The organism is Archangium primigenium, assembly GCF_016904885.1.
Taxonomy (GTDB): Bacteria; Myxococcota; Myxococcia; order Myxococcales; family Myxococcaceae; genus Cystobacter; species Cystobacter primigenius.
The window spans coordinates 9,233,868-9,249,563 of record NZ_JADWYI010000001.1; the positions used below are offsets into that span (position 1 = coordinate 9,233,868).

Below are 15,696 nucleotides of genomic sequence, written 5' to 3' on the forward strand. Positions count from 1 at the left end.
CCATGCCCGTGACCGGCCCCGACTTCATCTCCCTCCAGGCGCGCGACCTCGACGCGTCGCGGGCGTTCTACGAGCGCTACCTCGGCCTCGTGCGCTCTCCGGCGGGCCCGCCCCATGCCGTCGTCTTCCAGACGAAGCCCATCGCGTTCGCGCTGCGAGACATCATGCCCGGCACGGATCTGGCGTCCGTGGCTCAGCCCGGCATCGGAGCCGCGATCTGGCTGCACGCCACGGACGTCCAGGCCATTCACGACACGCTCGCGGCCGATGGGCACACGATCGTCCGGGCTCCGGTCGACGGCCCCTTCGGCCGCACGTTCACCTTCGCGGACCCCGACGGCTACCAGATCACCCTCCACGATCGCGCCTGAATTCGCGACCGCCCGCCAAGCCCCGGAGGTCACCGCCCCAGTCCCACCGACAGGGTCTCTCAGCGCAGGGTGATGTCGATGTAGGGATCCCAGTAGTAGTAGCCAAAGGTGTTGCCCTGCTCGTCCAGGAGCTTGAAATAGAGCTGGTAGGTGACCGTGCCCGTCGCCTGGGCATCCGTCTCGAAATAGAACTCCGGGTAGCGCTGTGTGTCCGGGGGAAACGACAGCTGGCCCTTGTCATTGAACGTCGGCAGGGGCGCCTTCACCCAGGCCTCGACGGGGGTGATGCCGTCGGTGAGGGCGCCGTTCTGCGAGGCGTTCCAGCGGTAGAGCAGCGCGCTGTTGTGTGTGTTCAGCGTCAGCGAGGTGGCCCGCCAGCGCAGGGTGTCTTCCGTGGACACCTTGACCCGCAGCTCGTAGTTCGCCTCGAGTCCCTCCACACGGTCTCGCTTCACGAGCATGAAGATGTATTTCCGGGCGTTGTCTCCGAGGAACACCGGGGAGGACTGCGTGCCTCGATTCGAGCCGTAGTCGCTCATGAGGCTCTGCGCATCAATCACCGTGAGGATGTCGATAATGGCCATGGGGATGTCTTTCCTGTGTCTGCGAAGCGCGGGGCCTGGGGCGGAACTCAAGAACTCGTCAGGGAGGGATCCCACGTGAAGAACCCACGCGGCGCGCCGTCGATGTTGGTGATGGCGAAGGTGTACGTGTAGACGATCCGTCCCGTCCCCGTGACCGTGGCCCGGAAGAGGAAGTCCTTGATGACCTGCTTGTCCGGCTCGCCTTGGATGGCGCCGTTCTCGACGTGGGGAACCTCGACGTAGCGCTGGACCGCGAGGTGCTTCGGAGGAGACTCGAGCAGGTTCGCGCCCTGGGCGATGTCACACGCGGCGAGCATGATGCTGTACTCGGTGTTCATCGACAGGGACGTGGCCCGCCAGCTCACGACGTCATTGGGCCGGACGCTGACGGTCAGGTTCGAGGAGTAGTCTCCACTCACCACGTTGTCGCGCTTCACGAACATGTAGATGAACTTGGAGTCACGCCCGATGGACGTCGGCTTGCTCGCGTCCATGCTGGCCTGCGCGCCGTACTGCTGGATGATGCTCGCCGCGTCGATGACCACCAGGATGTCCACGTTCTCATTGGTGTCTGCCATGTTGTTCCTCCAGGAAAGGCTCGGGGGGAAGACCGCCAGGCTCAGGGCGCGGCCGGGTAGGCGCCCTCGCCCAGCACCATCGTCCAGTTGCTCACGAGGTCGACCGGCCGCTGCTGTTGGGTGGGCGTGTAGCGAAGCCCCGTGTTCGTGTTGAGACGGCTGGTCATGTAGAGCAGCCGGGCCATGGCGGGCGCGGGGGCGGTGGGCTGCCCCTTCGCATCCCGCAGCGACTCCTTGAAGCGCGCGGCCAGGTAGAAGGGGGGAATGGTCTGGTAGTTCATGCGGGCCCGCACCGACCGCCAGCCGCTCACCTGGGACAGGGGAAGCTGGTAGGTGAGGTGATCGACGCCGGGCGCCGATTTCGCGCTGTAGTCCGGATCGCTCGAGAGGCTCGTGTCCTTGTCACCCAACACCAGGCTCAGGGGCGCGGTGAGCCGGGCGAGCTGCTGGAGGTTGAGCCCCAACAGCTGCTCATCCGGGTAGCGGCTGGACGGAGGCAGCCAGCCCCGGGGCAGCAGCCGGTTGTCCTTCACCGCCTTGAACTGCTGCAGCTCCGTGGACGTCAGCGTGTTGCGGTCGTCCACCACCCGCAGCTCGTAGATCTGCGCCTGGTCCTGGCGCGTGATGACCTGATGGTGGGGCTGGAGCTGGGTGTAGTCGGACGTGAACTCGCTCTTGAGCAGGTTGTTCCCGTCGGGCGCGCACGGCCCCTCGCAGATGGCGCCCCAGGGGTTGGGTTGCCCGGAGGCCCAGAGGACCTTGCCCTCGGCATCGAGCACCTCGAGCTGGAGGAAGGCCCGCCGGAAGCCCGCGCCGCTGGGGAACTTGTGGCCCACGTTGCTGGTGACGGTGACGTCGACCTTCAAGTCCGCGCCGGACACCACCGGCGGGCTCACCGTCACCTGGGTCGCGGGCGCGTCCTTGTTGAACGTGCCCTGCGAGGTGTTGACGGCCAGGTCCAGGATGGACTGCTCGGCGTTCAGCAGGTTCTGGGCCACGAGGTACTGCCGGGAGGCGTCCTCGAGCGGTCGCACCGACCCCTCGGGCAACCGCAGCGCCAGGAAGAGGTCATCCACCGTGCTGCCCGCCTCCAGGGAGAGCGTCAGCGTCCGGGTCCCCGGCGCCAGGGACAGCGCGCCGCTCAGCGCGGTCCATTGGCCCGGCGTGGTGTTCACGAGCCGGGCGCCGTCTCCCCGGTCCTGGGAGAGCAGCAGCGGCGGGCAGGCGTCCTGGGTGGCGCAGAAGGACGCCGCGCCCCAGGTCACCGTCACGTTGCCCGCCCCCTGATCGATGAGGTCGCCGTAGCGGGACACGTCGAGGCGCAGGGTCGCGCGTCCCGTGCCCTGCCCTCCCGCCACCGTGAAGTAGTACTGGCCGTGGTTCGGGGTGATCCGCGCGCCCGGGGCCCGCCGCACCGCCTGGATGCCCTGTCCCTCCCAGCCCGGGGTGCTCCCCGTCTCTCCGCCGGGATTGGCGACGAGGTTGGCCGTCTGGTTCAGGATGGAGGGATCCTGGAGGTACGGGGGGATGAGCGAGTCGTCCTTCAGGTAGTACTCGAGGCCCAGGACGTCCGGGAACTGCTGGAACATCTCGTGGACGAAGAGGTTGATGCCCAGCAGCGTGTGGCGGTTGTACTGGCGCGGCGTGAGCTCGGTGTTGTCCCCGTAGAACTTCGACACCCCGGCATTCACCTGGGCCACGTCGAGGCCGTTCTCCGCGGCCGGCTGGAGCCCCAACTGCATGTGACACGTCAGGCAGGTGGCGCTGGTCGGAGCGAAGCCACTGTTGAGCCACTCGAAGTAGGTCGTCTGCTCGTAGGCGAGCCCCACGCAGGGATCCTTCAGGAAGTCCCCCGTGAAGGTCTTCTGGGAGGGCGGGCAGCTCGCGGGCCGGGTGTAGCCCCCACGGCCCAGGGCCTCCTGAATGGTCAGCGAGGCGCTGTAGTTGTCGGGCACCTTGGGCAGCACCACCACGTGGCACGAGCCACAGAGCGTCCCGTCATCCAGGTAGTTGTGGTCCGGATCCGGTGTGGAGGCCGTCTCCAGGCTCAGCCCCGCGGCGGCCATGGGCGCGAGGTTCAGCCCCGTGTCGGGCGCCACGACCGTGCCGGGCCGGGTGTTCATCGAGGACGTGAAGGGGAAGGGAGGCGGCACCAGGGCGGCCTCGTCGTTCACGTCCTTGAGGCGCTGGGACAGCCCCCCGCCGTACACGCTCTGGGTGTCACTGCCATAGAAGACGGAGTAGTCCGTGCCATTCCACGGCAGGCCGCCCTCGGGGGAGGTGGCGTGGCAGCCGCTGCAGGAGACGCCATCCCGGCCCAGCGCGCCGTACACCGCGTACTCGGGCTTCGTGTAGGGGTGATTGGGAAACGGGTAGGTGTAGCCGGAGCCGGACGGCGTCGCGTACAGCATGTCGTGGCTGAAGAGCAGCCCGTTCTTCTCCGCCTGGCGCTGACCCATGGGGGAGTGGCAGCGCAGACAGAGGTTGTCGATCTGCTCGGGCTGATGGGGAGACAGGCCGCGGGTGTTCTCCACCTGCGCGAGGAAGACGGGGTCTCGTCCGGCCAGGGCCTTGATGGAAGCGCTCCAGTCCCCGAAGAGCGACCAGTTGGCGGCCAGGGCGCCCGGTGTCTGGAACGTGGGCGCGTCCACCGCGTCCTGCGCCCAGAACATCATGTTGCCCACCTGCGTGCCCGTCGCCGTCCAGTCCCCGTCATGACAGGACTGGCACACCAGCGAGGAGTTGAAGTCGCCGGACGACACGTTCAGCCCGTTGTGCGCGATGTCCAGATTGCGGTTGGGCAGCGCCAGGAGCGAGTCGCGCGTCAGGTCGGGGATCCGCACCCCGCCCACCTTGTTGTAGAAGCCGATGAACGCCGCCACCTGGTCATCCCCGTCCGGCAGGGATTGCATCAGCCTGTTGCCGCGCGGGAACACCGGATAGGGCGGAGACACGAGCCCCGTGGGCGCGCTCGCCGCCGCCTGCGTCGGCAGTGTCTCCAGGGTGCTCTTGCGCAGGGAGGAGCAAGCCCCCGCCACCAGCCCGAGGGTCAACGAGAGCGCGCTCGCGGCGACGATGAGCCGCGGCCTTCCATGGCGTCCTGAGTGCATGTGTCCTTCCTGCTCGATCGTGAAGCGGCTTCAGCTCGCCCGGGCGAGGGGCGTTTCGTGCACCCGCGCGCGGTGACTCCAGAAGGGGGCCGTGGGCCAGCGCCGCTCCAGCCCGTAGTAGGCGGCGCGCCCCTGGAGGTGCCCCTCGAATTGTCTCGTCAGGGTGGCCGCGTACGCGGGCAGCGCGTCCGGCACGCCCCGGAAGTGGCGGCGCAGGGCCTCGGCGGCGAGCAGCGCGGAGCGCAGTGCCTGGGAGATGCCCTGCGAGGAGAGTGGATCCAACGTACACGCCGCGTCCCCCACCGCCAGCCAGTCCTCGCCCCACGGCCGATCCAACCGGGCGACGGGGGCCGGCCGCGCGAGCAGGGGCTCTCCGGTGAAGTCGCAGGCGGCCAGCTTGCGCCGCGTCGCGCCCGTCCGCGCGAGCAGGGCCCGCCACGCCTCCGGCCGTCCGGGCCTCACCCCCGGCAGCGACGCCCCGTCCCCCACCAGCCCGACCACCACCCGGCCCCGGGGCAGCAGGGCCGAGTACCACCACCCCTCTTCCCGGGCCTCCACGAGCGTGAAGGCATCGAAGGTCCTCCCGGGCGTGAGCTGGAAGACGCCCGCCACACAGAAGGTCCGATCGAGGGTGTGCCACCGGGCGCCCTGGGCCGTCGCGAACGCCGCGCGCCGCCCCGTCGCGTCCACCACGAAGCGGGCCTCGAGCCAGCGCTCCGCGTCTCCCGCCCGGCGCACCCGCAGCCGGTAGCCGCCCCCGTCGCGCCGCGCCCAGCCCGTCAGCTCCGTGGCGGTGTGGAGCACCACGCCCCGCGCGACGGCCTGCTCGGCCAGCATCCGATCGAAGCACCCGCGGTCCAGGTGCCACCCGCAGCCCCACGGCGAGTAGAGCGCGTCGTTGTAGCCCAGGGTCTCGCTGCCCCAGCTGGAGCACGACCCCGCGGAGCGTTGATGGCCCTGCTGGCTGAACGCCTCCCAGACCCCGAGCCGCGCCAGGAGCGTCCGGCCCTCGGGCGGAAGGGTCTCCCCCCACCGGGGCGCCGTGTAGTCCGAGCGCTCGAGCAGCGCCACGGAGCGGCCCTGGGCCCCCAGCGCCAGCGCCAGCGCCGCGCCCGCGGGGCCTCCGCCGAGGATGACGACATCGTGCGGGAGCGGTGGCACGGTCAGCCGTCCGCGTGGGGCCGCGTGAGGGGAAGCCGCTGCACTTCCAGGAACCGGGGCTCCCCGTCCTGCTCGCGCTGGAGGATGAAGCCCAGGTCCTTCCAGTTGTAGACCATGAGCTCGTCCTTCTCGAAGCCGAACAGGGGGTTCTCCGCTCCGGGGGACCAGTAGCCCGGCGTCGTCTGACCGTCCTCGCCCAGGGTCTGCACGAAGTAGGGGCGCTGCGCGGGCCACCACCAGAGCGTGGTGTTGTCGATCGTCTGGCCCGCGCACTCGTTGAAGTCCGCCTGCCAGGGCAGGGCCATGTACTTGGTGATGTCGCCGGGCTCGAGGCCCAGCCCCGCGGTGGGCTCGCTGTTCCACTGCAAGCCCGAGGACCCCGGGCGCTTGGGCTTGATGCGGAACGGCTCCTGGTAGATCCGGCTGTCGCGGCACAACCAGGTCATCTCGATGCCAGGACAGAACGGCCCGCCGACGCAGTTCTCCAGGACGGCGCGGTCCCACCGCACGCCCGGCCCCGACGGGTCCTCCACCGGCGAGGTGTCACAGACGTTCTGGCTGAACCGGCCCATGAGGAAGTACTGGGTGCGGGTCAGCGTCAGGTACTTGCTCTGGGGGTAATCACTGATGGGGTCATCGCCCGCCAGCATCGGCATCAGCGTGGGCGAGAGCGTGTTGCTCGCCTCCGGGTGCCGGAGCTTCGCGAAGAACGCCCCGGGACGCTGATGGGCCAGCACCAACCCCTTGTGGGCCCGGCCTCCCTCCCGGTCGACGGGGAACACCCATTGATAGGCGGCGGGCCGATCCGTGATGGGTTGGATCTCCGCGGCGAAGTGGGGGATGTACGTCGGATTCCAGCCGGGAGCGGGATGGACGGTCGGATCGTAGAGGGCCGTGTTGTACTTCCACTCGCGGACGAACAGGTCGTAGAGGGTGTCGTACAGCGTGACCATGTTGAGGATCTGCGGGGCGTAGGCCGGAGGGGCGACCAGCACCCAGGAGGACGTCGCCTCCACGGGCGTGCCGCCGCCCTCCAGCAGGAGGGTCGCCGTGACGGGCCCGTCGGACGTGTCGTCCCACCAGAAGTTGTTGTTGGCGTAGTCGTCGAGCCGGGGCTGGGCATACGCGGCCCCCAGGAGCGTCTGGACGGTCGCGTCATCGGACCCGAGCACGCCCTGGAGGGCGGCCTTGAAGGACGCCTGATCTCCGTAGCCCTTGTTCACGATGGGCGCCAGCGTGTGGGCGGTGTCCTCGGTGATCGTGCCGTCTCCCACCAGATTGGTGATCAGCGCGTCCGTGAGGTCATACGCCACGGAGCACCCCGAATGGCCCAGGCCGCCGCGGACCGTGAGGAAGCCGTCACGGTCCGCGGAGATCTGCCCCAGGGTGGTGATGTCATTGCCCTCGGGGATCAACCCCGCGGGTGGAAAGGTCTCCGGGTAGCCGTCCCGCGCCGTGCCCTGGGCGAAGTCCGCCTCCTGGGGCGTGGCGTCCATGCCCAGACAGGAGACGACCCGGGGGCCGGCATCGATGATGTATTGGTTGCGCTCCGCGCCCAGGGCCCTGGGATTGCGCAACGGCTGCGCCACGGTGCGCCGCTGCCCCTGGTCGTTCTCGACGAGCTGATGGTTGCCATCCGCGCCCGCCAGTTGCCGGAACTCGTACCAGGAGGCCTTCTTGTTGGCCAGGTGCACCGTCCAGCGGATGTCCAGGACTCCGGCCTCGCCCGGGCGGACCGGCCTGCCCTGGGGGCTCTTCTCGTCGTAGACATAGACCTGGAAGCGAGCCGCCTGCCTGCGAATGCCGCGTGCGCCTTCCTTGTCGCGGAACTCGGTGACGGGCGTCTGACCATCCTTTTCGAGGGGCAGGCCTCCCGCTGCTTCGGGCGCCAGGTAGTAGTCCTGGCTGTTTCCGACGCGTGCGACGCCAATGGCAGGATGGATCTTGAACACCGGGCTCGAACTCATGCCGTCCCCGCTGAGGTCACGATTGCTGTCCGATTGGATACAGCACCCCCCAATGGGTTGTCACCCGGTGTCTGTGTTTTTCAACGAACGGCACGCGCTCGAAGGCCAGACACGTCAAACAGACGTGTCAGGGATTGAATTGACACGTCACGGTTCGCGCCGCGCCTACAAGCCGAACCGGACGACCTTCACGAAGTCCCCGAAGACGAGGCCCAGGTTGTCCCGCCAGACGAGCGGGTTGAGGGCGAGGATCCAGATCAACGAGACGCCGCGGAGCATCGACGTGCCCCAGTCGCGCCGCGCGGGCGTGAGGGCACCGATGGCATACGGGACGGCCAGGACGATGAGGGCGTGCCACCAGTATTGCTGGGGCTCCACCGCCGCCACGGCCACCACGAGTCCCAGGGAGGCCAGGGCGAGCCACTCGCGCCGCCAGGCCAGGAGCAGCGCGAACACCCCCGAGACCACGAGCACCACCCCCAGGGCCCGCGGCACCGAGAGCAGCGTCACCGCGCGCGCCTGGAAGGCCCGGGTGGTGGGGTACATCAGGGCGAAGGTCACCAGCGCCAGGGCGATCATCCCCACGGCCAGCGCCAGCTTGGCGCGCCACGCGGGGATGCGGGCGCGCTCTGTCCAGAAGCGCCACAGGACCCACACCCCGAGCGGAGCGAAGACAGCGGCCCGGAAGTGCAGGAACGCGGCGAGCGACAGCCAGAGCAGCGCCCGGTCGGGCTTGTCGCGCAGCCCCGCCGCGAGGCCCGCGAAGGCCGCGCCCAGGAAGGCCGTGTCGTAGAAGCCCTGCAGGGCGCACTGCGCGAACAAGAGCCAGGTGAAGCCGAGCAGCGCGGCGCGCGAGCCCGGGGGCAGCAGCGCCATCGCCCGGGCCGCCTGGTGGAAGGCCCAGGCCGCCCACGCCAGCATCACCAGCACCGACACCACGGCGAACGCGTGGAAGGACAGCCCGCCATAGCGGCCCAGGAGCGTGAGGGGCAGGAACACCCCCACCACGCCCGGGGGGTAGGCGAAGCCCGGCATGTCCTTCCAGACGTCGATGGGGTAGGGCCAGCTCGTGCCGTCGCGGATCTCCCCGAAGGGGCGGGTGTAGATCTCCACGCCCCGGGAGAAGGACACCCACGTCGCATACGAGTGGTGCAGATGGTCCGTGTACCAATTGGACAGGTCCCCGAACCGGCTCTGGTTGAACAGGGGAATCCACGCGAGCGTCAGGAAGAACAGGGGCCCCACCCACTTCAGCCAGCGCTCCGGGGGGGCAGAGGACTCGGACATGGGGTTGGACTTCTAGTGGCCGTGCCCCGGGGGTGTCCATGTAAGTTGCCCCTTCCATGGCGACCACCCGGAAGAAGACCTCGGCGGCGACGGCGGCACCCGTGACGGACGTCCAGCGGCCTCCCGCGGAAGTGCTCCACGCGGAGGAGCTGGCGCGGCTCAAGGACGCCGATGACGCCCCCCGCCCTCCGGGCTGGAGCCTGTCCCTGCACGCGGTGCGCCGCTTCATCCTCGGGGACGACGCGCTCGGGGTGCGGCGCAAGTTCGTGGGCCACCCGAGCCTGGTGGACCGGGCCATGGTGACGCTCGCCACCAGCCGCGGCCTCATGCTCGTGGGCGAGCCCGGCACGGCCAAGAGCCTCCTGTCCGAGCTGCTCGCGGCGGCCATCTCCGGCACCTCCACGCTGACCATCCAGGGCGGCGCGTCCGTCACGGAGGATCAGATCAAATACTCGTGGAACTACGCGCTGCTCGTGTCCGAGGGCCCCACGCCCCGCGCGCTCGTGCCCGCCCCGCTCTACACGGGCATGAAGGAGGGCAAGGTGGTCCGCTTCGAGGAGATCACCCGCTGCCCGCTGGAGGTCCAGGACGCGCTCCTGTCCATGCTGTCCGACCGGGTGCTCGCGGTGCCCGAGCTCAAGGACGAGGAGGGCATGGTGTTCGCCCGCGAGGGCTTCAACATCATCGCCACGGCGAACACGCGCGACCGGGGCGTCAACGAGATGAGCGCGGCGCTCAAGCGGCGCTTCAACTTCGAGACCGTCTTTCCCATTGGCGACTTCGACACCGAGCTGCGGCTGGTGCGCGACGAGACGGCGCGGCTGCTGCAGCGCTCGGGGGTGCCGGTGCTGCCGTCCGAGGAGCTGCTGGAGGTGCTCGTCACCACGTTCCGCGAGCTGCGCTCGGGCGAGACGGCCGAGGGCCAGGGCATGGAGCGGATGAGCGCCGTGCTGTCCACCGCGGAGGCGGTGAGCGTGGCGCACGCGGTGGGGGTGCGCGGCTACTACCTGCGCGGGGACGGGGGCACGGCGGCGGACCTGGTGGAGTGTCTGGCCGGCACCGCGGCCAAGGACAACGCCGAGGACCTCAAGCGGCTGCGCGGCTACCTGGAGCAGCGGGTGTCGCGCCGCAAGGGCGCCCAGTGGCGCGCCCTGTTCGAGGCCCGTCACCTCCTGCCCGGGTAAGCCGCGTGGGCGCCTCGCTCCACATCGTCGGCGTGCGCCACCACAGCCCCGCGTGCGCCCGGCTGGTGTCCCACACCCTGCGCGCGGTGCGGCCCCGCCACGTGCTCATCGAGGGCCCGGCGGACATGAACGCGCGGCTCGGGGAGTTGCTGCTCGCGCACGAGCCGCCCCTGGCGCTCTTCAGCAGCTACCGGGGCGAGGGCCGCGCTCATGCCTCGTGGACGCCCTTCTGCGCCTACTCGCCCGAGTGGGTGGCGCTCACCGAGGGCCACGCGGCCGGGGCCGAGGTGCGCTTCATGGACCTGCCCGCCTGGCACCCGGCCTTCCAGGGCGTGCGCAACCGCTACGGCGATGGCGAGCGGCGCCACGGCCTCGCCATCCAGCGCCTGTGCGCCCGGCTCGGCCTGGAGGGCATGGACGCCTTGTGGGACCACCTCTTCGAGCAGCCGCTGGAGCCGGAGCCCCTGGCCGAGCGGCTGCGCGTCTACTTCGAGGCCCTGCGCGGTGAGTCCCCCGCGGACGGCGAGGACACCCAACGCGAGGCCTTCATGCTCGCGCACGTGGAGGCGGCGCTGGCCCGGGGAGACGGCCCGGTGGTGGTGGTGTGCGGCGGCTTCCACGCGCCGGTGCTCGCCCGGGCCGGGACGCGGCCGGACGCCGTCTTCCCACCCGCCCCGGAGGACGCCTCGGCGCGCACGTACCTGGTGCCCTACAGCTTCCGCCGACTGGACGCGTTCTCCGGCTACGACTCCGGCATGCCCTCGCCCGCCTTCTACCAGGCGCTCTGGGACGAGGGCCCGCGCCAAGCCCCCGAGCGCATGCTGCGCGCGACCGTGACGCGGCTGCGCGAGCGGGGCCAGCACGTGTCCTCGGCGGACCTCATCGCCGCCACCGTCATGGCCGAGGGCCTCGCGCGGCTGCGCGGCCACACGGCGCTCACGCGCACGGACCTGCTGGATGGCCTGGCCTCCGCCCTGGTGAAGGACGCGCTGGACGTGGCCCTGCCGTGGACGGGCCGGGGCGTGCCCTCGCCGGACACGGATCCGCTCATCGGCGAGGTGCTGCGGGCCTTCTCCGGCGAGCGCACCGGGCGGCTGCACACGAGCACCCCCCGCCCCCCCCTGCTGCGCGACACCGAGCACCACCTGCGCGCGCAAGGACTGGAGCCCGGAGTGAAGGCGCGCCAGGTGCGCCTGGAGCTGCACGTCCCCGCGCAGCGGGAGAAGAGCCGCGTGCTGCACCGCCTGCGGGTGCTCGGCATCTCCGGCTTCCAGCGGGACACGGGGCCCACGCTCCCCACCGAGTCCGTGCTCCAGGAGACGTGGACGGTGGCGCCCGCGGAGACGTTCCTCGCCGAGGTCATCGAGGCCTCGGGCTGGGGCCCCACGCTGGAGGAGGCCGCGCGGGGACGGCTGGAGGAGGCCCTGCTCCAGGCGGGGCCGGACCTGTCGCGGCTCGCCCTGCTGCTGACCGAGAGCTTCTTCCTCGGCGCGAGCACCCTGGCCGAACGCGTGCTGAGCGCCATGGCGGCGCAGGCCCGCCACGAGCCCGACCTCACCCGCCTGGGCCAGGCCCTGGAGCGGATGCTGTTGCTCTGGCGGCATGACGTGCTGCTCGGGGCCCAGGGTTCCGCCGAGGTGGGCGGGCTCATCGCCGCGGCGTTCGAGCGGGGGCTGTGGCTGCTCGAGCAGTTGGATGGCCCCACCCAGGCCGCGGACGCCGAGCAACTCCGGGCCGTGGTGGCGCTGCGCGACACCCTGCGCTTCGCCGCGCCCGTGCTCCAACTCGACGAGGCCCAGGCCCGCGCCGTCTTCGAGCGCCGGCTGGGCTCGCTCCAGGCCCCGCCCGCGCTGCGCGGCGCGGCGCTCGGGGCGCTGTGGTCGCTCGCGCACTTCCCCGACGAGGCGAGCGCCGAGGCGGCGGCGGTGCGCGCCACCCGCGCCACCGCGCGGCCCTCGGCCCAGGGCGACTTCCTCGCGGGCCTGTTCCGGCTCGCGCGCGAGCAGGTGGTGCGCGCCCCGAACCTCACGCTCATGCTGGACGAGTGGCTGGGCGCCATGAGCGAGGAGGACTTCCTCGTCGCGCTGCCCGCGCTGCGGCTGGCCTTCGGCTTCTTCCCTCCCCGGGAGAAGGAGGCCATCGCCCGGGCGGTGCTGCCCCGGCATGGCCGCGAGGCCACCGAGGCGCGGGCCCTGCTGCGCATGGACGAGAACCCCGCGGACGTGCTCGCGGGCGCGGCGCTGGACGACGAGGTGCGGCGCGTGCTGCGACACTTCGGCCTCACGGAGAAGGAGCCGGGCGATGCCCCTTGAACCCCTGGCGCGCTGGCGCCTCGTGCTCGGAGAAGCGGCGGAGGGCGCCATGCCGGGCCGCCTGGATGCACGGGGCCAGGCCATGGACACGGCGCTCGCGTGGCTCTACGGCCGCGAGGAGGAGCTCGCCCAGCGCGAGGTGCGCGAGCGCTCGGGGGGCCAGGGAGGCTCCGTGCTCTCCGTGCCCGAGTGGATCAACGGCATCCACACGCTCTTCCCCCAGGAGACCATCGAGCGGCTCGAACAGGACGCCGTCGAGCGCTACAAGATCGACGAGGTGGTGACGCGCCCGGACGTGCTCGAGCGCGTGGAGCCGAACGCGACGCTGCTGCGCGCGGTGTTGCGCACCAAGCACCTGATGAATCCCGAGGTGCTGGCGGTGGCGCGCCGCATCGTGGCCAAGGTGGTGCGCGACCTGATGGAGAAGCTGCAGCGGGAGGTGCGCCGCACGTTCTCCGGGACGCTCGACCGACGGCGCCGCTCGCCCCTGAAGGTCGCGCGCAACTTCGACTTCCGGCGCACGCTGCGCCAGAACCTCCACCGCTACTCGCCCGAGCACAAGCGCCTGACCCTCGAGCGCGCGGCGTTCTTCGCGCGCACCCGGCGCCACACCGAGCGCTGGCAGGTCATCCTGCTGGTGGACCAGTCCGGCAGCATGACGTCCTCGGTCATCCACTCGGCCGTCACCGCGGCGTGCCTCTGGGGGCTGCCCGGCATCCAGACGCACCTGGTGGCCTTCGACACGGCGGTGGTGGACCTGACCCAGGACGTGACGGACCCGGTGGAGCTGCTCATGAAGGTGCAGCTGGGCGGCGGCACGGACATCGAGCGCGCGGTGGCCTACGCCGCGGGCCTCGTCGAGGCGCCCCGGCGCGCCATCGTCGTGCTCATCACCGACTTCTACGAGGGCGGCTCCGAGGGCATGCTGGTGCGACGGGTGAAGGGGCTGTGCGAGCAGGGCACCAAGGTCCTGGGGCTCGCGGCGCTGGAGCCGGACGCCACCCCCAACTACGACCGGGAGCTGGCGCGACGGCTGGTGGACGTGGGTGCCCACGTGGGGGCGATGACGCCGGGCGAGCTGGCCACGTGGATCGCCGAGAAGGTGCACGCATGAGCCGGCCGGACCTGCTCGCGCTCACGCCCCAGGCCCTCGCGGCCCTGTCCAACGTGGGTCTGGTCAAGCGGGCCCAGAAGGAGCTGGAGCAGGGCAAGGGGCCGCGCGTGGAGGAGCTGCCGGACGGCACCGTGGTGGGCACGTTCGAGGACGGCGTCACCGCGCGGCTGTTGCCCGGCCGGGGCATCAAGGACAGCCCGTGCTCGTGCAACGCCACCCTGCCCTGCCGCCACCGCCTGGCCACGGCGCTCGCGTATGGCGCGTTCCACGCGTCGGCCGCGCCCCCGGCCTCCGCGCCCGAGCCGCCCTGGTCTCCCGCCGAGGTGGAGGACGCGGAGCTGGAGCGCGCCCTGCCCCCACGGGTGATGGAGCGCGCGCACGCCACCCGGGCGCGGGGCTTCCTCGCGCGGGTGCGGCGCGCGGGCAAGGACACCGCCGTGCCCCAGGTCGCGCTCGCCACGTGCACGGTCAGCTTCCAGGCGCCGCGCAACCTGGGCCTGGCGCGCTGTGATTGTCCGGACAGCCCCCGCTGCGAGCACCTGCCCCTGGCCGTGTGGGCCTTTCGCGCCGCGGACGCCAAGGACGCCACGGGCCTCGAGGTCTCCGTGGAGGTGGCGCGCACGGGGGTGGACGACACGCCGGGCGGCGCGGCGCTGGACACGGCGGAGGCGCTCGGGCGGCACCTGCTGCTGGAAGGCGCGCAGCACACGAGCCAGGGCCTCACGGCGCGCTTCGCCGTGGCGCGCGCGGGCCTGGAGGAGGCGGGCCTCGCCTGGCCGCTCACGGCGCTCGACGACGTGGAGGCGCTGCTCGGCGCCTACCTCAACCGGAGCGCCCGCTATACCGCCACGCACCTGGCCACCGTGCTCACCGAGCTGTTCGCGCGCCCCCGGGCCGCCCGACGGCAGACCCACGTGCCCCCCCGCGCCGTGCTGGGCCTGGACGAGGCCTCCGAGACCCGGCTGGGCCGGATCGATCTGCTGTCCCTGGGCGCGCGGCTCTTCGCCGAGGGGCGCGAGCGCCGCGTGGAGGTCATCTTCGCGGACGCGAGCGCCCGGGGCCTGCTCGTGCTGCGCCGCGACTTCGCCCCGCCCCGGGACGACGAGGCCCCGCGGGACGGCCACCAGTTGGGGGGCCTTCAGGCCATCGCCGGCACGCCGCTCGAGCTGCTCGCCCGGGGCGTGGTGGTGAGCGAGGGCGCGCGGCGCCTGCCCAACCGGCTGGTGGAGTTCGCCACCCGGGGCACGCTCAAGGGCCACTCGGTGCTGCCGCAGTCCGGGGACTGGAGCCGGCTGCCCGCCCCCCTGCTGGTCGAGGACGTGCGGGCCCTGGAGGAGGCGTGGCGCGGACGTCCCCCGCGCTTCCTCCGGCCGCGCCAGCTCGCGGAGAACGTGCACGCCTTCGCGCTGTCGCGGGTGGTGGACGTGACGTACGTGCCGGGGGCGCAGGAGGTGCACGCGGACGTGGAGGACGCGGCGGGCACGGCCTTCCGCGTGGAGCTAGCGCACCGGGGCGTGGCGCCGGGCGCCCTGGACGCGCTCGTCGAGGCCCTGACGGGCGCACGGGGCGCGCCGCGCTACGTGTCGGGCGAGGCGCGCCGCACGGCCCGGGGGCTCGTGGTGGAGCCGCTGGCCGTGGTGTGCGCGGACGCGGGCGTGCTCGTGCTCGACCTGCAACCGCCCCAGAAGGCCCAGGCCTCGAGGGTCTCGGGCACCACGCCGCCCCTGCCTCCGCTCCAGGCGGTGCTCGCCGAGGGGGAGGCGTGCCTCGCGGACGCGGTCCACCAGGGGCTGCGCCACGTGCCGCCGGGCTGGACGGCGCGGCTGCGCGCGGTGGCGCTCCGGGCCCGGGCCCTGGGCATGAAGCACCTGGGCGAGGACCTGGAGGCCCTGGCCGCGCGGCTGGGCGAGGCGCGGGCCTCGGGGAGCCTGGTCCAGGAGGCGGCGCTCACCCGGGCCTGGGTGGAGGCGTCGCTCGGGGTGCACGTGGCCCAGGAGCGGCTCGGGGCCTGAGCCCGGGGCGGGGCCC

The 15,696-nt window shown here is 71.8% G+C and carries 11 protein-coding genes; 5 read left to right on the forward strand and 6 right to left on the reverse strand.

Annotated elements, in window-relative coordinates; genetic code table 11:
• The first annotated feature begins 2 nt into the window (after positions 1-2).
• Positions 3-371 (forward strand): VOC family protein, encoded by a 369-nt coding sequence (locus I3V78_RS37830; protein WP_204495840.1) that lies wholly within the window; start codon positions 3-5, stop codon positions 369-371.
• A 59-nt stretch (positions 372-430) separates the two neighbouring features.
• On the opposite strand, the gene I3V78_RS37835 is transcribed toward I3V78_RS37830, so the two are convergent.
• The 6 genes from I3V78_RS37835 to I3V78_RS37860 all read right to left on the reverse strand — a co-directional run bounded on the left by I3V78_RS37835 (position 431) and on the right by I3V78_RS37860 (position 9,058).
• Positions 431-955: an AidA/PixA family protein gene (locus I3V78_RS37835; protein WP_204495843.1), complete on the reverse strand. Its 525-nt coding sequence runs from the start codon at positions 953-955 to the stop codon at positions 431-433.
• Positions 956-1,002: 47 nt separating this feature from the next.
• Positions 1,003-1,533 (reverse strand): AidA/PixA family protein, encoded by a 531-nt coding sequence (locus I3V78_RS37840; protein WP_204495845.1) that lies wholly within the window; start codon positions 1,531-1,533, stop codon positions 1,003-1,005.
• A 41-nt stretch (positions 1,534-1,574) separates the two neighbouring features.
• Positions 1,575-4,643: a hypothetical protein gene (locus I3V78_RS37845; RefSeq protein ID WP_204495847.1), complete on the reverse strand. Its 3,069-nt coding sequence runs from the start codon at positions 4,641-4,643 to the stop codon at positions 1,575-1,577.
• A gap of 30 nt (positions 4,644-4,673) precedes the next feature.
• Complete coding sequence (locus I3V78_RS37850) at positions 4,674-5,804, reverse strand: tryptophan 7-halogenase (RefSeq protein WP_204495849.1); 1,131 nt, start codon at positions 5,802-5,804, stop codon at positions 4,674-4,676.
• Between the two features lie 2 nt (positions 5,805-5,806).
• On the reverse strand, positions 5,807-7,771 hold the full coding sequence (locus I3V78_RS37855; protein WP_204495857.1) for a LodA/GoxA family CTQ-dependent oxidase: 1,965 nt from the start codon (positions 7,769-7,771) through the stop codon (positions 5,807-5,809).
• 165 nt (positions 7,772-7,936) lie between these two features.
• The gene (locus I3V78_RS37860) at positions 7,937-9,058 is read right to left on the reverse strand and encodes a hypothetical protein (RefSeq protein WP_204495859.1); all 1,122 of its coding nucleotides are present in this window, start codon (positions 9,056-9,058) and stop codon (positions 7,937-7,939) included.
• Positions 9,059-9,114: 56 nt separating this feature from the next.
• Between I3V78_RS37860 and I3V78_RS37865 the strand changes: the two genes are divergently transcribed.
• Genes I3V78_RS37865 through I3V78_RS37880 form a run of 4 tightly spaced genes read left to right on the forward strand, consistent with a single transcriptional unit; the run spans position 9,115 to position 15,680 of the window.
• Entirely contained in the window at positions 9,115-10,242 is a 1,128-nt protein-coding gene (locus I3V78_RS37865; RefSeq protein ID WP_204495861.1) for an ATP-binding protein, read from the forward strand.
• A gap of 5 nt (positions 10,243-10,247) precedes the next feature.
• Entirely contained in the window at positions 10,248-12,554 is a 2,307-nt protein-coding gene (locus I3V78_RS37870; protein ID WP_204495863.1) for a DUF5682 family protein, read from the forward strand.
• Positions 12,544-13,668, forward strand: coding sequence for a VWA domain-containing protein (locus I3V78_RS37875; RefSeq protein ID WP_204495865.1), 1,125 nt, complete (start codon positions 12,544-12,546; stop codon positions 13,666-13,668). Before I3V78_RS37870 ends, I3V78_RS37875 begins: the two co-directional genes overlap by 11 nt.
• A complete protein-coding gene (locus I3V78_RS37880) occupies positions 13,665-15,680 on the forward strand; it encodes an SWIM zinc finger family protein (RefSeq protein ID WP_204495867.1) in 2,016 nt (671 codons plus the stop codon). Before I3V78_RS37875 ends, I3V78_RS37880 begins: the two co-directional genes overlap by 4 nt.
• Positions 15,681-15,696: the final 16 nt, after the last annotated feature.